We start from the raw sequence: 15,790 nt of genomic DNA, 5'->3' as shown, positions 1-15,790 counted from the left end.
GGTCTCTTCTCAGGGTCCGGGAGGGGTGGGTTGCGCGAGATAGTCGGCGACGGGGATGCGGGTGATGCCCGCGATCCCCAGCGTTTCGCGATCGCCGGGCGAGAGGGCGGCCATCGCCGCGGTCAACGCCGCGAAGGTGGCCGGGGCATCGGCGCCCGGGCTGGCGATCAGCGCCTGGCCGGGGGCCGCGGGGGTAGCCCCGAGGATGCGCAGGGCGCGGGCGATCTCGGGCTCCCACCTCTCGATGCCGCGCCAGGTGATCCAGTCGATCGCGGCGATGTCGGCGCGGCCCTCGGCCACCGCGCGGGCCGAGGCGCGGTGGCTGCCGGTCTCCAGCGTGGGCTGAAAGCGGAACCCAAGCGCGGCGGCCGCGATCTGCGGCGCGGCCCAGCCGGAATGGCTGTCGGGCTGGTTGTAGGCAAAGCGGCGGGCGGCGAAATCGGCGATCTCGCCCGGGTCATCCGCGCGGGTCACGAAAAGGCTGCGGTAGTATCCCGGCGGGGTGTCCGGCAGGGCGTAATCCAGCGTCGCCACCAGGGTCACCCGATCGTGCAGGCGGGTGCGGAACGGCAGGCCGCAGGTCTGGCCCAGCACGAGGTCGGGGTGGGTCCAGCCCTCCATCAGCCCGATGTCGCGGTCGAGCGTCTCGGGCGCCCCGACCCCGGCCGCGCGCAGCGCATCGCGCGTCGCGGCCCATAGCGCATCGTGGGAGGCGGCATTCTCGGGGCGGTCGTACATCGGCAGGGCCGCGATCATGCCTTGCCCTCTTCGACGCGCTTGCGGGCCATGTTGCTGTCGACATCGTTGACGCCCAGGAGGTTGGCGACCAGTCGCAGCAGGCTGTCTTCCTCCTCGTCGCGCACGCCATCGGCCAGGACGACGGACCACAGCGCCTCGAGCACCTCGACGCGATGCTCGTAGGGCACCGCATCCTTCAGCGCGCGGGTGAAGCGGACGGTGTCGGGCGCCTGCTTCTCGAACTCCTCCGCGTCGCGGCGCAAGGCGGCGGCTTCGAAGGCGGTCATGCCGTGGCGGGTGGCAAGGACTCGGTCGATCCGGGCGATTTCGGTCTCGGCGTAGTCGCCGTCCGAACGGGCGACCCGCACCAGGAGCGCCGCAAGGGCGAGGCGGGCATCGGGTTCAGGCAGTCGTGCGGGCTGGGGCGCGAGGAGGCCACGGAGCAGATCGTTGAACATTTCCGACATATAGACCGCCCGGAAGGGTCGTGGAAGAGGGGCCAGCGCGGCGCTGCGCGCGCCACTGTGACAAAGCCACGGCGCGGCGCCGTCGGTGGGGCCCGGTTTTCGGTGCCGCGCGGCGGGGCGGGCGGGTGCGGTCTGCCGCAGGCGAGGGTGCGTACCGGGAGTGCCCGCCTGCGGGTGGTGCGGCGGAATTTCCGCCGGTTCCGGCGCCCGTCGAGGGGGCGGTGAGGGCGGTGGATGGCGCGGGCCCGTCCGTCGCCGCAGAACCCCGGGTCGCCGCCTTGCCCGAGGGAAGGCAACGGGCGTCGGATCACGGTGTTTTGTTGCGGATCAGTCGCCGTAGCCCTCAAGGATCACCAGATCCCCCGTGGAAACCGGGTCGCGGATCGCTTTGGCAGCCTGATAGCCCGCGCTCTCGTAACAGGCGCGGGCGGCCTCGATCGAGGGGAATTCGATCACCACGGTGCGTGCGCGGCAATGCCCCTCCCTCTGTTCCTGCGCCGGGCCGCGCACGAGGAAACGTGCGCCGTATTCGGCAAAGGGTGCGGCGTTCGCGTCGCGGTAAAGCGCGTAGACCTCGGGGTCGTCGACGTCGACATGTGCGACCCAGTATCCCTTTGGCATGGCATTCCTCCTTTGCCCCGCTGCGCCGAGTATGGCGCGCCTTCAGGGCAGAGTGGCCCGGGGGCGGCCGAGGATGCAAGCGGTGTGCGCGACCGGGGGCACGGAGGGCCGATCCCGATCCCGTTGCCGGGCCTTACCCCGTGCGGGCCATCCGGGGCGGCATCTGCCATGCCGCCGGATCGCGGGCGCCGCTGCCGCTTGCCGGAGTGTCGAGCTGGAACTGGTCGATCAGCGCGTTCAGGCGCCCGATGTTGTCGCGCAGGATCGTCGTCTCGGCCGCCGTCTCCTCGGCCATGGCAGCGTTCTGCTGGGTCAGGGAACTGCTGTCCCCGACCGCCTTGTTGACCGCGCGGACGCTTTCGGCCTGGGCCGTCGTCATGCCCGCGATCTCCTCCAGAAGCCGGTCGATCTCCAGCACCTTCTCCTGCGAGGCGGCCAGCGTCGTACCAGTCTCGGCCACCAGCTTTTCGCCCCGGTCGACCTGGCGCGCGCTTTCGTCCATCAACGTGCGGATCGAGTTGGCGGCCTCTCCGGCGCGTTGGGCGAGGCTGCGCACCTCGGTCGCGACGACGGCGAAGCCGCGCCCCGCGGCGCCGGCGCGCGCCGCCTCGACCCCCGCGTTCAGCGCAAGAAGGTTGGTCTGCATGGCGATCGAGTCGATGGTGGCGACGATCTTGCGCGTCTCGCGGCTGGATTGCGCGATCCCGGCCATCGCGTCGCGCGTGTCACCCATTCTGGCGGCCGATTCGGTGACCATCTCGCGGGCGTCGCGCGCCGCCGCCGCCGCGGTGCCGCCGCTTTCCCGGGTCTGGTCGACATTCTCGCTGATCCGGGCCAGGGCGTCCGAGGACTGGTTCAGCGTGCCGGCCTGCTGCTCCGTCCGCTGCGACAGGCTGTCGACCTGGCCCGAAATCTGCCGCACCGCCATGCCGACATCGGCCGATGCGGTGGAGATCTGCGCCATCACCGTGCGCAACGCCTCGGTCGCCTGGTTGAAATCGGCCCGGGCGCGGGCGATCTTGGCGGGCGCATCCGCGCCGATGCGGTGGGTCAGATCGCCCCCCGCCAAGGCGCGCATCGCGGTGCCCAGCACCTCCATCGCACGCCCGTCCTCCTCGGCCTCGGCAATGAAGAAATGCGACATCGCCACCGCCACGTCGGCAAAGATCGCAAGGGTCAGTTGGCGGATCATCTCGGGCGGGAGGGCACCGCCGCCCTCGGCCTCGCTCAGGGCGACCATCAGCTCACTGGCGTAATAACCGTAGCCCTCAAGATAGCTGGCAAAGTCGATCTTCGCCGCGATGTCGCGCGCAAGGCCCATCTGCAACGCGAAGTAATCGGCAGAGAAATCCCCGGTCGCGATATGTTCGAACTTGCGGCTTTCGGTCTGCATCAACTCATCGGGGATATCGGTGAGCGCGCTGTCGACCACCTTGTAGGCCTTGGTCAGAACCTGCCGGAGTGCAGGCGCAACGGCCCGGTGGACCCTTTGCCCGACCGCCTTTTCCGCCGCGCTCCACGGGCGGATCTTGTCTTCGATTTGCATGGCACTCTCCGTTGCGCAGTTGCGCGGCAGAGTGCCCGGCGGCCCTTACCAAGCCGTTAAGCCCGTTCGAATGGGCCGGGCCCGGTGTCCTAGCGCAGCCCCGCTTCGCGCAGCAGCCCCCGGCGCTTGGCCGCGTAGTAATAGCCGCGGGCGTACCAGATCACCGCGCGGTCCTCGTTTCCGCGCGACACGACCCAGGCGCCGCGCAGGTATTTCACGGCGTAGCGCAGGTTGGTGTCGGGATCGAGAAGGCCGCGGTCGGGGCCGCGATACCCCATGCCGCGGGCGGTGCGCGCGCTGATCTGCATCAGGCCCCAGTACTGGCCGTTGCGCGCGTTCGGGTCGTAGCGGCTCTCGCGCCAGATCACCTTGTGGATCAGGCTGGGGGGAACGTCGTAGACCCGGGCGTAGTGGTTGATCTTGCGGCGCAGCACCGGCGTCTCGTTCGGGTGCAGGCCAGAGACGTCGCGCGCATAGCCGCGGGGCTCAGGCGCGCCGCAGGCGGCAAGGCCGATGGCGGCAAGGCCGAGGAACAGAACGATCAACAGGCGGCGGACGGGCATCTGGCCTCCGGGAACACGCCCCGGTGATAGCCGTGACGCGCCGCCCTTGAAAGCCGCTTCGGCCGGAATGCGCGGGAACGCGCCGGGGCCGCGGTGCAGCCCCGGCGCGCGCCGGTCCCGCGTTCCGGACCGCTCAGCGCCAGCCGAGGGCCGGTGCCACGTGAGTCAGGATGCTTTCGATCACGTGGGCGTTGTACTCTACGCCCAGCATGTTCGGCACGGTCAGCAGCAGGGTGTCGGATTCGGCGATCGCCTCGTCCTTCTTCAGTTCCTCGATCAGCTGGTCGGGCTCGGCGGCATAGCCGCGGCCGAAGATCGCCCGGGTCTTGGCGTCGAGCATGCCGATCTGATCGCTTTCCTTGCCGCGGCCGAAATACATCCGGTCGGTGTCGTTCATCAGCGCAAAGATCGAGCGGCTGACCGAGACGCGGGGCTCGCGCTTGTGCCCGGCCGCCTTCCACGCCTCGCGGTAGGCGCGGATCTGCTTGGCCTGCTGGATGTGGAAAGCCTCGCCCGTCTCGTCGTCCTTGAGGGTGGAGCTTTGCAGGTTCATCCCCATCTTCGCCGCCCATTCAGCGGTGGCGTTCGATCCCGCACCCCACCAGATCCGGTCGCGCAGGCCCGCGCTATGTGGCTCCAGCCGCAGCAGGCCCGGCGGGTTGGGGAACATCGGCCGGGGGTTGGGCTGGGCGAAGCCCTTGCCCTCGAGCTGGGTAAGGAAGATCTCTGCGTGGCGGCGGGCCATGTCCGAGGCATCCTCGCCCTCGGCGGGGGCGTAGCCGAAATGCTTCCAGCCGTCGATCACCTGCTCGGGGCTGCCGCGGCTGATACCCAGTTGCAGACGCCCGCCCGAGATCAGGTCGGCCGACCCCGCGTCCTCGACCATGTAGAGCGGGTTCTCGTAGCGCATGTCGATGACGCCGGTGCCGATCTCGATCGTCTTGGTGCGCGCACCAACCGCGGCAAGCAGCGGGAAGGGCGAGGCGAGCTGCCGTGCGTAGTGGTGGACGCGGTAATAGGCGCCGTCGAGGCCCAGGTCCTCGGCGGCTTCGGCAAGCTCGATCGACTGGGTCAGCACGTCGGCTGCTGAGCGCACCAGGCTGCCGCGCTCGTCGGACCAGTGGCCGAAGGAAAGAAAGCCGAGCTTCTTCATGTCTGAGGTCCTCCAGAAGGATCTTCCCCGCTTGGGGGTCGCCTTTCATGTGGCAGGGGAGGGGAGCGGCCACAAGGCGCGGGCCTGTTGGCTGGGGCACGGGATCGGTGCGTCAGGGCGCAGGCGGGGGCACAGTCATTGGGCGCGTGCTCCGGTATCCGGCCTCTTTCCGTGTCTCTCTCCCGCGCCCTCGTCGTGCGCTCCGCTTCGCCTCGGGGCCACGACGAGCGGCCGTCAGGCCCGCGAGGCGCGGCCCCAGGGGAACGCCCAGGGGAACGCCCAGGGGAACGCCCAGGGGAACGCCCAGGGGAACGCCCGGTGGAACGGCCGGTCAGACCAGCCGCTCGACCTCCTTCGCCGCGCGGATGAAATCGGCGAACAGCGGATGCGGCGCGAAGGGTTTCGACTTCAGCTCCGGATGGAACTGCACGCCGATGAACCACGGATGGTCCTTCACCTCGACGATCTCCGGCAGGCGCCCGTCGGGGCTCATGCCCGAGAACACCAGGCCGCAGGCCTCCAGCTTCTCGCGGTACTTGATGTCGACCTCGTAACGGTGGCGGTGGCGTTCCTCGATCGTCGTGGTGCCGTAGACCTCGGCCACCTTCGATCCCGGCGTCAGCTGCGCCGTATAGGCGCCCAGCCGCATCGTGCCGCCCTTGTCGTCACCCACCTTGCGCTGGACCTTGTAATTGCCCTGCACCCATTCCTTGAGGTGGTAGACCACCGGCGTGAACCGCTTCTTGCCCGCCTCGTGGTCGAATTCCTCCGACCCGGCATCCTTGAGCCCGGCGAGGTCGCGGGCCGCCTCGATCACCGCCATCTGCATGCCGAGGCAGATCCCGAGATAGGGGATCTTGCGTTCGCGCGCGAACTGGGCGGCCTTGATCTTGCCCTCGGTTCCGCGCTCGCCGAACCCGCCGGGCACGAGGATTGCGTGATAGCCCGAGAGGTAAGGCCCCGGATCCTCGCGCTCGAAGATCTCGGCGTCGATCCACTCGGCCTTCACCCGGGTGCGGTTCGCCATGCCGCCATGGGTCAGCGCCTCGGCGATGGATTTGTAGGCGTCTTCCAGCTGGGTGTACTTGCCGACGATGGCCACGCGCACCTCGCCCTCGGCATGGGTCAGCCGGTCCATCACGTCGTCCCAGCGCGCCAGGTTCGGGCGCGGCGCGGGGGAGATCCCGAACGCATCCAGAACCGCCTGGTCCAGCCCCTCGCGGTGATAGGCCAGCGGCGCCTCGTAGATGGTCGAGAGATCCGGCGCGGCGATCACCGCCTCCTTCCGCACGTTGCAGAAGAGCGCGATCTTCTCGCGTTCCTTCTCGGGGATCGGATGTTCGGACCGACACACCAGCACGTCCGGCGCGATCCCGATGGAGCGCAGCTCCTTTACCGAGTGCTGGGTCGGCTTGGTCTTCAGCTCGCCCGAGGCGGTGACGTAGGGCAAAAGCGTCAGGTGCATGAAGATGCACTGGCCGCGCGGCTTGTCCTGGGCAAACTGGCGGATCGCCTCGAAGAACGGCAGGCCCTCGATGTCGCCCACCGTGCCGCCGATCTCGCACAGCATGAAATCGACCTCGTCGTCTCCGATGTCGATGAAATCCTTGATCTCGTTGGTGACGTGCGGGATCACTTGGATCGTCTTGCCGAGGTAGTCGCCGCGGCGCTCCTTCTCCAGCACGTTGGAATAGATCCGGCCGGAGCTGACCGAATCCGTCTTGCGCGCCGCGACCCCGGTGAAGCGTTCGTAGTGACCGAGGTCGAGGTCGGTCTCGGCGCCGTCGTCGGTGACAAAGACCTCGCCGTGTTCGAAGGGCGACATCGTGCCCGGGTCGACGTTGAGGTAGGGGTCGAGCTTTCTCAACCGCACCGAGAAGCCGCGCGCCTGCAGGAGCGCCCCGAGCGCCGCCGAAGCCAGCCCCTTGCCAAGGCTCGACACCACCCCGCCGGTGATGAAGACATAGCGTGCCATGCGGTGAAATCCCCCGTGATTGCGTTCGTTGCTAGGTGCGGTCCGGCCCGAATGAATCGCAGCACCACGGGAGTCAAGCTATAGCCGATTCCCGGGGTCGCCGCAATGGGACCGCAAGATGATGTTGACGATACCGGGTGAAAACCCAGAGATTGTGGTGAGAAGGTCGCAACCCCCGGCAAAGCGGGGGCGTGAAGCAGGTCGCGCGCGGATCAGTCGGCGCTTTTCGGAACCGCCGGCGTATCGGGCGTGGACTGGGTGCCCGAGCTTCCGCTGTCGCTCGCGCCCGGCGGCAGCAGGTCGTTGGCCGAGGGCAGCGACTTGGTCGGCACGGTCGCAGGCGATTGCGCCGGCTGGCTGGACGAGGACGACCCGCCGATCTGGTCGACCACCGACGATTCGGACGCGTTGCGCGCCGCCAGGATCGTCAGCGTCATCGAGGTGATCAGGAACGCCGCGGCGAGGCCCCAGGTCACCTTGGCCAGCGCGGTCGCGGCTTGCCGCCCGCTCATCACGCCGTCACCGCCGCCGCCGCCCATGCCGAGCCCGCCGCCCTCGGAGCGTTGCAGCAGCACGACACCGATCAGGCAGACCGCCAGGATCAGGTGAATGATGAGGACGACGTTTTCCATGTGGGCGATGATCCGCTTCTTGGGTGACGCGGCTATTTAGGCTGAACGGCCCCGTGCCGCAACCCCCCGTGCCGCTCCCCCCGTATGGCCCGCTGGGGCTTGCAGGGCCGTTCTGCGCGGGGCCGCGCTCCGCCAGTCGCCCGCCAGTCACCTCGCCGGTCGCTTCCCCCCGCGAAGGCCCTCCCCGCGGCTCTCCCCGTCGCCACCCCCGCCGAGGCCCGCACCCGCCGCAACCCCGTGCCTTTCATTGTTCTCCAAATACGCAAATCCCGCCATCACCGGGAGCACCGCCGGGCGGATGCGCGAATTTCCGGTTTCTTGTCCGCCGCCGCCCCGCTATACCGCCCCCTGGCATCAATCCGGAAAGCTGCGAGGAAAGCATGGCCAACGTTGTCGTCGTGGGGGCCCAGTGGGGCGATGAGGGCAAGGGCAAGATCGTCGACTGGCTGTCGAGCCGCGCCGACGTGATCGCCCGGTTCCAGGGCGGTCACAACGCGGGCCACACTCTGGTCATCGACGGGGTGGTCTACAAGCTCTCGCTCCTGCCCTCGGGCATCGTGCGCCAGGGCAAGCTCTCGGTCATCGGCAACGGCGTCGTCATGGACCCCTGGGCGCTGCTGGCCGAGATCGACAAGCTGGCGGGGCAGGGCGTGCGCATCACGCCCGAGACCCTGATGATCGCCGAGAACACGCCGCTGATCCTGCCCGTCCATGGCGAGCTTGACCGCGCGCGCGAGGGCCAGAACTCGGTCGCCAAGATCGGCACTACAGGCCGCGGTATCGGCCCGGCCTACGAGGACAAGGTCGGCCGCCGGGTGATCCGTGTGGCGGACCTGGGCGACGAGGCCACGCTTGATCTGCGCATCGGCCGCCTGCTGACCCACCACAACGCGCTGCGCGCGGGCCTGGGGCTGGAACCGATCGACGCCGAGGCGCTCAAGGCCCAACTGCTGGAGATCGCGCCGAAGATCCTGCCCTTCGCGGCGCCGGTCTGGAAGGTGCTGACCGAGGCGCGCCGCGCCGGCAAGCGGATCCTGTTCGAGGGTGCGCAGGGCAGCCTGCTCGACGTCGATTTCGGCACCTACCCCTATGTCACCTCGTCGAACACCACCGCCGGGATGGCGGCCTCGGGCACTGGCCTGGGCCCCACCGCGATCGACTTTGTTCTCGGTATCGTCAAGGCTTACACCACCCGTGTGGGCGAAGGCCCGTTCCCAACCGAGCTGAACGACGCCGATGGCCAGCGGCTGGGCGAGCGCGGGCATGAATTCGGCACAGTGACGGGCCGCAAGCGCCGCTGCGGCTGGTTCGACGCGGTTCTCGTGCGCCAGACCTGCGCCACCTCGGGCGTGTCAGGCATCGCGCTGACCAAGCTCGACGTGCTCGACGGCTTCGAGGAGCTGAAGATCTGCACGGGCTACGAGCTTGACGGCGAAGTCTACGACTACCTGCCCACGGCGGCCGATCTGCAGGGCCGGGTGACTCCGGTCTACGAGACGATGGAAGGCTGGTCCGAAAGCACCGCGGGCGCGCGCAGCTGGGCCGACCTGCCGGGTGCCGCGGTGAAGTACGTCCGCCGGATCGAAGAGCTGATCCAGTGCCCGGTGGCGCTTCTGTCCACCAGCCCGGAACGCGACGACACGATCCTGGTCACCGACCCCTTCGCGGATTGACGGCGTTGGCGCTCGGCTACAGGGCGCGCAAGCGGCTGGCGCTTCTGGTGCTGGTCGTGGGCCTTCCTGCCTGGATCGCGCTGGCGTGGTGGATCACCTCGCTCCTGCCTGCCGAGATGCCCGCCTGGATCGAATTCGCGGTCTATGTCGTGCTCGGGGTGATCTGGGCCGTGCCGCTGCGCTTCCTATTTCTCGGGGTGGCGCAGCCGGACCCCGAGGCCGGGCCCGCCATCAGGTCCGCGACCAAGTCCGCCACGGATCGCGACCGCCGCGATCCCCGTTAAAACCACGATCCCGCACCAGAGACGCGGCCCCGTCGGGTGGGGCGCACGCTGTTCACATGCGCCAAAAACCGAAAGGCGGGGATGCCACGCACCCCCGCCCACACTGACTACACAGACCGTTACTCGTTACTCAGCCATCTGCGCCGGTCCGGTCACCGTGCGATCTTTCGCGCCTCGGGAATAAACCGGGAAGATTGAGAAATTGCGAACTGGCCCCGCTTGATCTTCTTGATCTTGCCCTCGCGCAGCAGCATCCCGAAACTGCGCAGCCCCGCCTCGCGGCTGAACGAATCGCCTTCTTCCGCGCCGACGGTGCGGCCTGCGATGGCCGCGAAACGCATGATCTGCGGCCGGGTGAAGTGCTCGCGCCCCTCGACACAGTTGGTGTAGGCCGCGGCGGCCTCGAGGAGATCGGGCAGGTCGGTGGCGCCGATCCGCTCGGCGAACTCTGTGAAAGAGTTCGACGAGGCCAGCACGTCGGCGTCGTCGAATTCGTCCTCGTCCTCGTCGTGCCGGTCGTCGATCGCCAGGTTCGACCCGGCGGTCACCCGGCGCGGCCGGATCGCGGGGGCCGCCGGCGCGGTCTCGGCCGGGCGGTCGATGCGCTGCGCGGACACCAGGACCAGCGGCGCGGGCCGGTCCGCGGGGCGCGCGGTCCGCTCGGCCACCGCGCCGTCCGAAACCGGGCGGCGCGGGCGGACCACGCGGGCCAGGTCGTCGCGGTAGGACCGCAGCGCGTCGTCGTGGTTCGCGTCGCCGTCGGAGCCCAGCTCGCGATCTGCCTCCTTGGCGGCGACGGCAGCCTTGAGATGGGCGATGGTGGCAAGGCGGCGGCGGCTTTCGGCGCCTTCCAGCTGGTCCTCGGTCCGGCGCATCAGGCGGCCCATGGCATCGTCGGTCGCGTGGGTGTCTGCCTCGAGGATCAGGCGCCCGCCGCGGTCAGGACGGTCGACGCGGCGATGCGCCTCGACCTCGCGCTCCACGGCGGCAAGTTCGGCCTGCAGTTCGGCCTCGTCCTCGGGCGAGAGCGAGGAGGCGTCGTCGCCTTCGTCCTCGATCTCATCCTCGACACTGTCGATGTCGTCGTACATCGCGTGGCCCAGGCCCTCGGCGCGGATCTCGGCAGAGCTGTCCTGCGCCTCGGCCTCGGGCTCGGCGAGATGTTCTTCCTTGTCGGCCTCCGGGGCGACCTCGGCCTGCAGGGCCGCGATCTTGGAAAGGGCACCCGCGTCTTCGGCTTCCGATTCGGCGCGGTCCGTCGTCTCGGCGGCGACGTCCTGCACGGGGGCATCCACAGGGGCATCTTCCCGGGTGGCAATGGACGGCAGAGCCTCTGCCGTATCCTCGTCCGTTTCCGCGGCCGCGGGTTCTTCGATCGTGTCGTCGGCGCCTGCATGCTCGTCGTTGGGCATCGCGGCCTGATCCGGCGCGTCGTCCTCGTCCTCCGCCATGCCCTCGGTCGCGGCGGCGGGATCGATCCGGCGCACCTTGATGACGCGGGCACGGGCGCGGGCCAGGGGCTCGGCCATCATGCCGGCGCCGGCAAGCGCCTCGGCTTCGGCTGCCGCATCTTCCGCGGCGACGTCGTTGTCTGCTTTGTCTTCGGTCTCCGCTTCGGCCGCAGGTGCCATTTCCGGCGCTTCGCCGGCATCTAGACCGCCAAGGAAGCTGCTCACGGTGTCTTCGAGCGATCCAGTCGTTTGAACCGGCGCGGCCTCGGCCATCGTTTCTTCCGCCGGCGCTTCGGGTTCAGGCGCCGCTTCGGCCACGACCTCGGGAAGGGCGGCGTCAGGTGATTCGGTCACCGGCTCTTCGGCCAGGTCTTCCGCCTCGTGGGCGGCCGGCGCTTCGGCCTCGGTCGCGGCGAAGGTGGCGGCGGCGGCTTCGGCAGGGGCGCCCTCGTCGGTGGCAGCTTCCGCCGGGATCTCCATCTCAGCAGGGGCTTCTGTGGTTTCGCTCGCGGCGACGGGTGCCTCTTCGGCGCTGGCCGCGACATCGGCCGCAGGGATGTCCTCAACGGCCGGTTCGGGCGCCGCCTCGAACAGCGCGGGCGAGATTTCCACCGCGGGGGCGTCGTCGGTATAGTCGCTGTCCTCGGGCAGGTCGTCGGCATCGTCGAACGCCGGCACGGCGGTCGGCGCGGCGGTCGGCGCGGCGGCCGGTTGCTGCAGGCCGGTCTCGGCGAGGGCCGAGGTCGCGGCGGCTGCGGCCGCGGGCCGGGCCGCGCCTTCGCGGGCCTGAGCGACGGCGGCGCGGATCCTGAGAAGCTTGGCGGCAACGCTGTCGGGCTCCGGCGCGGCTTCGGCCTGCGTGGGGGCCGGCACGGTGGCGGCCACGGGGCTGGCCGCGGCTGCGGGCGCTTTCTCCTCCTCCTCCGCCTCGGGAGGCTCCACAGAGGCACCAGCCGGTGCGGGTGTGGCATCGGGCACGGCGTCGGGCGCCTTCGCCTCGGGCACGGCGAGGGCGGGGGGCGCCGGCACCTCGGGCGCGGGGGCTTCGTCAACCGACGCGGCGGCCGCGACCGTTTCGCCGGCCTTCAGCACGACGCCGTTTTCCTGAATCTTCGCCTCGACCCGGCGGTGGATCTCGCGCTCTGCGATCTGGTGCAGCATCTGCGCATCGGGGGTCGGCGGCTCGGCGCCGAAATACCTGTCATCTGCCGCGAGGTCGCGAAAGTACTCGGCGATGGCCTTCATCGTCGAGAACGGGTCGTCGAATCCCTCCAGCGTGCAGGAGAAGGTTCCGTAGGAGACCGTAAGGATCTTGCTGGCACCGACCATCTGGACACTCGCTTTCGTCGTTTCCAATTGCGCATCAGAATATCAACGCGATGTTCAATTCCATGGACAGATCGGGGTGTTTTCAGGGATTGATTATGGCCGCCAACCCTGTCCGCTGCCTTAATTCGGAACCAATAAACCCATGATGCGAGCGATTGTCCAATCAAAGAGCGGCCTGACCCTGATCGGCGGCGGCCCTGTCGGCCGTCCTGCCCTGAAAGAGGCGCTTTCCCTTGCCCCGCGGGTCGTCGCGGCGGATGGCGGGGCGCGCCGGGCGCTCGCGCTGGGGGCGGAACCGGAGGCGGTGATCGGCGATCTAGACAGTCTCGACGCCCGCACCCGGGCCGCGCTGCCGCCGGAGCGGATCCACCACGTGGCCGAACAGGACAGCACCGATTTCGACAAGGCGTTGCGCCACGTTTCCGCCCCTTTCTGCATCGGTGTGGGATTCTGGGGCGCGCGGATGGATCACGGGCTGGCCGCGATCAATGCGCTGGCGCGCCACCCCGACCGGCGCTGCCTGCTGCTCGGCGGGCGCGAGGTCTGTTTCCTCTGCCCGCCCGAGCTGGAGCTGCATCTTCGGCCCGGCAGCCGGTTCTCGCTGTTCCCGCTCGGGCCGGTCACGGGCGAGAGCGAGGGGCTGGAATGGCCGATCGACGGGCTCGACTTCGCGCCAGACGGGCGGGTGGGCACGTCGAACCGGGTCTCGGCGCCTCGCGTGCGCCTCAGGATGTCGGCGCCGCGGATGCTGGTGCTGCTGCCGTCGGGAGCGCTCAGGGAAGCGGTGCGGGCACTGGCGCCGGACGCCGCGCCAGCTGCCGCTCGCGGTGAATGAGGTAGAGGCCCGAAGCGACAATGATCCCGATGCCCAGCCAGGTCAGCGCGTCAGGGAAATTGCCGAAGACGAGGTAGCCGAAGGTCGCGGCGCTGACCATTTCCAGGTAATGCAGCGGCGCCAGCGTGGCGGCGGGAGCAAGCCGCAGCCCGAAGCTCATCAGAAGATGCGATGCGGTGGCGGCCGCGCCGACGCCCACAAGCCAGAACCAGGCATCGCCCTGCGGCAGCACGGCGGTAAGGTCGGCGAGGCCGAGCGCACTGCCTCCGGCGAGGAACGGCACCCATAGGGCCACCGCGACGAGGGCGGTATGGAACTGCATCTCGACCGGGGTCTGCAACGGGCTCAGCTGGCGCGTGATCAGGATGTAGAAGGCAAAGCCGAAGGCCGTTCCCAGCGGGAACAGCGCGACTGCACCGAAGGCGGCAAAGCTGGGCTGGATGACCAGGAGCGCGCCGGCGAAGCCGACCGCCGAGGCGGTGATCCGGCGGGGGCCGACCTGTTCGCCGTAAAGCGCCCAGCCGAGAAGCAGGATGATGAACGGCTCGACGAAGGCGATCGCCAGCGCATCGGCGATCGGCATTTCGCGTACCGCCGCAACGAAGGAATAGGTGGCCAGAATCGACACGCCCGCGCGCAGCAGCGTCAGCCTCAGCGCCCGGCCGCGCAGGCGAAAGCTGCCCCGCGCCGCGATCATCACCGGAATCATCAGGCAGGCCTGCACAAAGAAGCGGGCGAAGGTGATTTCGCCCACCGGGATCGTCGCGGCGGCAAGCTTCGAGGCCACGTCGATCAACGGCGCGGTCATGCAAAAGCCCAGCATGAATGCGGTGCCAAGGGGGATACGGTCCTGGTGCATTCCCCCCGCCTATGCCCATGGAGGAGGCGCCGCCTGTCCGTTTGCGACCGCCCGGGTCGGTTTCCGCGACTGCCAGGTCATAGGAGCGCTTGCGCGCCAGCCTTTTCTGCGCTGGGGGCGCTGCCCCCAGACCCCCGGAGTATTTGGTCAAGAAAGAAGCCAGGGAGTCTTATTCTTTCTTGTGGAAATAATCCACGGGGGGGCGGGGGTGTGAAACCCCCGCGGATGCGGTGGGTGCGGGGGTGTGAAACCCCCGCTGGCCTGACCTTGCCGCTTTCGCGCCCTCAGCAGTTGGGCACGTTCACCGCCAGCCCGCCGAGCGATGTTTCCTTGTATTTCTCGTGCATGTCGCGGCCGGTCTGGCGCATCGTCTCGATGCAGGCGTCGAGGCTCACGAGGTGCTTGCCGTCGCCGCGGAGTGCGAGCGAGGCGGCGGAGACCGCCTTGATCGCGCCGAGGCCGTTTCGTTCGATGCAGGGAACCTGGACGAGGCCCTTCACCGGGTCGCAGGTCATGCCGAGATGGTGTTCCAGTGCGATCTCGGCGGCGTTCTCGACCTGTTCCGGCGTGCCCCCCAGCACTGCGGCGAGGCCCGCCGCGGCCATCGCGGCGGCGGAGCCGACCTCGGCCTGGCAGCCGCATTCGGCGCCCGAGATCGAGGCGTTGGTCTTGCACAGCCCGCCGACCGCCGCCGCGGTCAGCAGGAAATCGGGGATGCGCGAGGGTGTCGCGCCCGGCACGTGGTCTAGCCAGTAGCGGATCACCGCGGGCACCACGCCGGCCGCGCCGTTGGTGGGGGCCGTGACGACCTGGCCGCCGGCCGCGTTCTCCTCGTTCACCGCCATGGCGTAGACGCTCATCCAGTCGTTCACCACGTGCGGCGCCGTCAGGTTCATGCCGCGCTCGGCCTTGAGCGCCTCGTGGATGCCATGGGCGCGGCGGCGCACGTTCAGGCCGCCGGGCAGGATCCCGGTGCCGTCGAGGCCGCGGTCGATGCAGGAGGACATCACCTCCCATAGTCGCGAGAGGCCCGCGTCGATTTCGGCCTCGGACCGGAAGACGCGCTCGTTGAGGCGTTTCATCTGCGCGACCGTGCGGCCCGATTTCGCAGCCATCTCCAGCATCTCGGCGGCCGAGCGGAACGGGTAGGGCACGGGGGAGGGGGCGTTGGCCTTGTCGGGCGAGATCGCGTTCATCTCGTCCTCGGTCACGACGAAGCCGCCGCCGATGGAATAGAAGACCTCCTGCATCAGCACGTCGCCCTGGGCGTCGGTGGCCATCAGGATCATCGCGTTGGCATGGCCGGGTAGCGGGCGGTCGTAGTCGAAGACGAGATCGCTGGCCGGGTCGAAGGTCATTTCCGGCAGGTTGGGGGGTGTCACGCGCTTTGTCGCGCGGATCTCGGTCAGCGCGGCCTCGGCCTTGTCGTTGTCATAGGTGTCGGGGAGAAATCCGGCGAGGCCGAGGATCGTGGCGCGGTCGGTGGCGTGGCCGACCCCGGTGAAGGCGAGGGAGCCGTGCAGCGAGGCCTTGAGACCCTTCGGATTGAAGGGCGAGGCGCGGAGCATCTCGAGGAATCGCCCGGCGGCGACCATCGGGCCCATGGTGTGGCTGGACGATGGGCCGATGCCCACCTTGAAGATGTCGAAGACGGAGAGGAACAA

14 protein-coding genes are annotated in these 15,790 nt (G+C 69.2%); 3 read left to right on the top strand and 11 right to left on the bottom strand.

Annotated elements, in window-relative coordinates:
* Nucleotides 1-9: 9 nt before the first annotated feature.
* The 8 genes from CVV76_RS12620 to secG all read right to left on the bottom strand — a co-directional run bounded on the left by CVV76_RS12620 (nt 10) and on the right by secG (nt 7,695).
* Nucleotides 10-756 (bottom strand): phosphate/phosphite/phosphonate ABC transporter substrate-binding protein, encoded by a 747-nt coding sequence (locus tag CVV76_RS12620; RefSeq protein WP_102225019.1) that lies wholly within the window; start codon nt 754-756, stop codon nt 10-12.
* The gene (locus tag CVV76_RS12615; RefSeq protein ID WP_102225193.1) at nt 753-1,196 is read right to left on the bottom strand and encodes a tellurite resistance TerB family protein; all 444 of its coding nucleotides are present in this window, start codon (nt 1,194-1,196) and stop codon (nt 753-755) included. Before CVV76_RS12615 ends, CVV76_RS12620 begins: the two co-directional genes overlap by 4 nt.
* Nucleotides 1,197-1,532: 336 nt before the next feature.
* Nucleotides 1,533-1,826 carry a DUF1330 domain-containing protein gene (locus CVV76_RS12610; protein ID WP_102225018.1) on the bottom strand — a complete coding sequence of 98 codons (294 nt, stop codon included), beginning with the start codon at nt 1,824-1,826 and terminating at the stop codon, nt 1,533-1,535.
* 133 nt (nt 1,827-1,959) lie between these two features.
* Nucleotides 1,960-3,372, bottom strand: coding sequence for a methyl-accepting chemotaxis protein (locus tag CVV76_RS12605; protein ID WP_102225017.1), 1,413 nt, complete (start codon nt 3,370-3,372; stop codon nt 1,960-1,962).
* Between the two features lie 89 nt (nt 3,373-3,461).
* A complete protein-coding gene (locus CVV76_RS12600; protein ID WP_102225016.1) occupies nt 3,462-3,935 on the bottom strand; it encodes a lytic transglycosylase domain-containing protein in 474 nt (157 codons plus the stop codon).
* 133 nt (nt 3,936-4,068) lie between these two features.
* The gene (locus tag CVV76_RS12595; RefSeq protein WP_102225015.1) at nt 4,069-5,088 is read right to left on the bottom strand and encodes an LLM class flavin-dependent oxidoreductase; all 1,020 of its coding nucleotides are present in this window, start codon (nt 5,086-5,088) and stop codon (nt 4,069-4,071) included.
* Nucleotides 5,089-5,419: 331 nt separating this feature from the next.
* On the bottom strand, nt 5,420-7,063 hold the full coding sequence (locus tag CVV76_RS12590) for a CTP synthase (RefSeq protein WP_102225014.1): 1,644 nt from the start codon (nt 7,061-7,063) through the stop codon (nt 5,420-5,422).
* 212 nt (nt 7,064-7,275) lie between these two features.
* Nucleotides 7,276-7,695 (bottom strand): preprotein translocase subunit SecG, encoded by a 420-nt coding sequence (gene secG / locus CVV76_RS12585; RefSeq protein ID WP_102225013.1) that lies wholly within the window; start codon nt 7,693-7,695, stop codon nt 7,276-7,278.
* Between the two features lie 380 nt (nt 7,696-8,075).
* Here secG and CVV76_RS12580 point away from each other — a divergent pair, with 380 nt between their 5' ends.
* Complete coding sequence (locus CVV76_RS12580) at nt 8,076-9,368, top strand: adenylosuccinate synthase (RefSeq protein ID WP_102225012.1); 1,293 nt, start codon at nt 8,076-8,078, stop codon at nt 9,366-9,368.
* Between the two features lie 5 nt (nt 9,369-9,373).
* Nucleotides 9,374-9,652, top strand: coding sequence for a DUF2842 domain-containing protein (locus tag CVV76_RS12575; protein ID WP_102225011.1), 279 nt, complete (start codon nt 9,374-9,376; stop codon nt 9,650-9,652).
* 152 nt (nt 9,653-9,804) lie between these two features.
* Here the strand turns inward: CVV76_RS12575 and CVV76_RS12570 are convergent, their stop codons facing one another.
* Nucleotides 9,805-12,432: a hypothetical protein gene (locus tag CVV76_RS12570; protein WP_102225010.1), complete on the bottom strand. Its 2,628-nt coding sequence runs from the start codon at nt 12,430-12,432 to the stop codon at nt 9,805-9,807.
* A gap of 142 nt (nt 12,433-12,574) precedes the next feature.
* Between CVV76_RS12570 and CVV76_RS12565 the strand changes: the two genes are divergently transcribed.
* A complete protein-coding gene (locus tag CVV76_RS12565; RefSeq protein WP_102225009.1) occupies nt 12,575-13,267 on the top strand; it encodes a thiamine diphosphokinase in 693 nt (230 codons plus the stop codon).
* Here the strand turns inward: CVV76_RS12565 and CVV76_RS12560 are convergent.
* Together CVV76_RS12560 and CVV76_RS12555 are read right to left on the bottom strand one after the other, a co-directional pair.
* Nucleotides 13,206-14,126 carry a DMT family transporter gene (locus CVV76_RS12560; RefSeq protein ID WP_233192845.1) on the bottom strand — a complete coding sequence of 307 codons (921 nt, stop codon included), beginning with the start codon at nt 14,124-14,126 and terminating at the stop codon, nt 13,206-13,208. The genes CVV76_RS12565 and CVV76_RS12560 overlap by 62 nt on opposite strands.
* 284 nt (nt 14,127-14,410) lie before the next feature.
* Entirely contained in the window at nt 14,411-15,790 is a 1,380-nt protein-coding gene (locus CVV76_RS12555; protein ID WP_102225008.1) for an L-serine ammonia-lyase, read from the bottom strand.

Source organism: Acidimangrovimonas sediminis, from assembly GCF_002871005.1.
Classification (GTDB): domain Bacteria; phylum Pseudomonadota; class Alphaproteobacteria; order Rhodobacterales; family Rhodobacteraceae; genus Acidimangrovimonas; species Acidimangrovimonas sediminis.
Note: the sequence above shows the minus strand (reverse complement) of the source record. Positions and strands in the feature narration are given on the sequence as shown.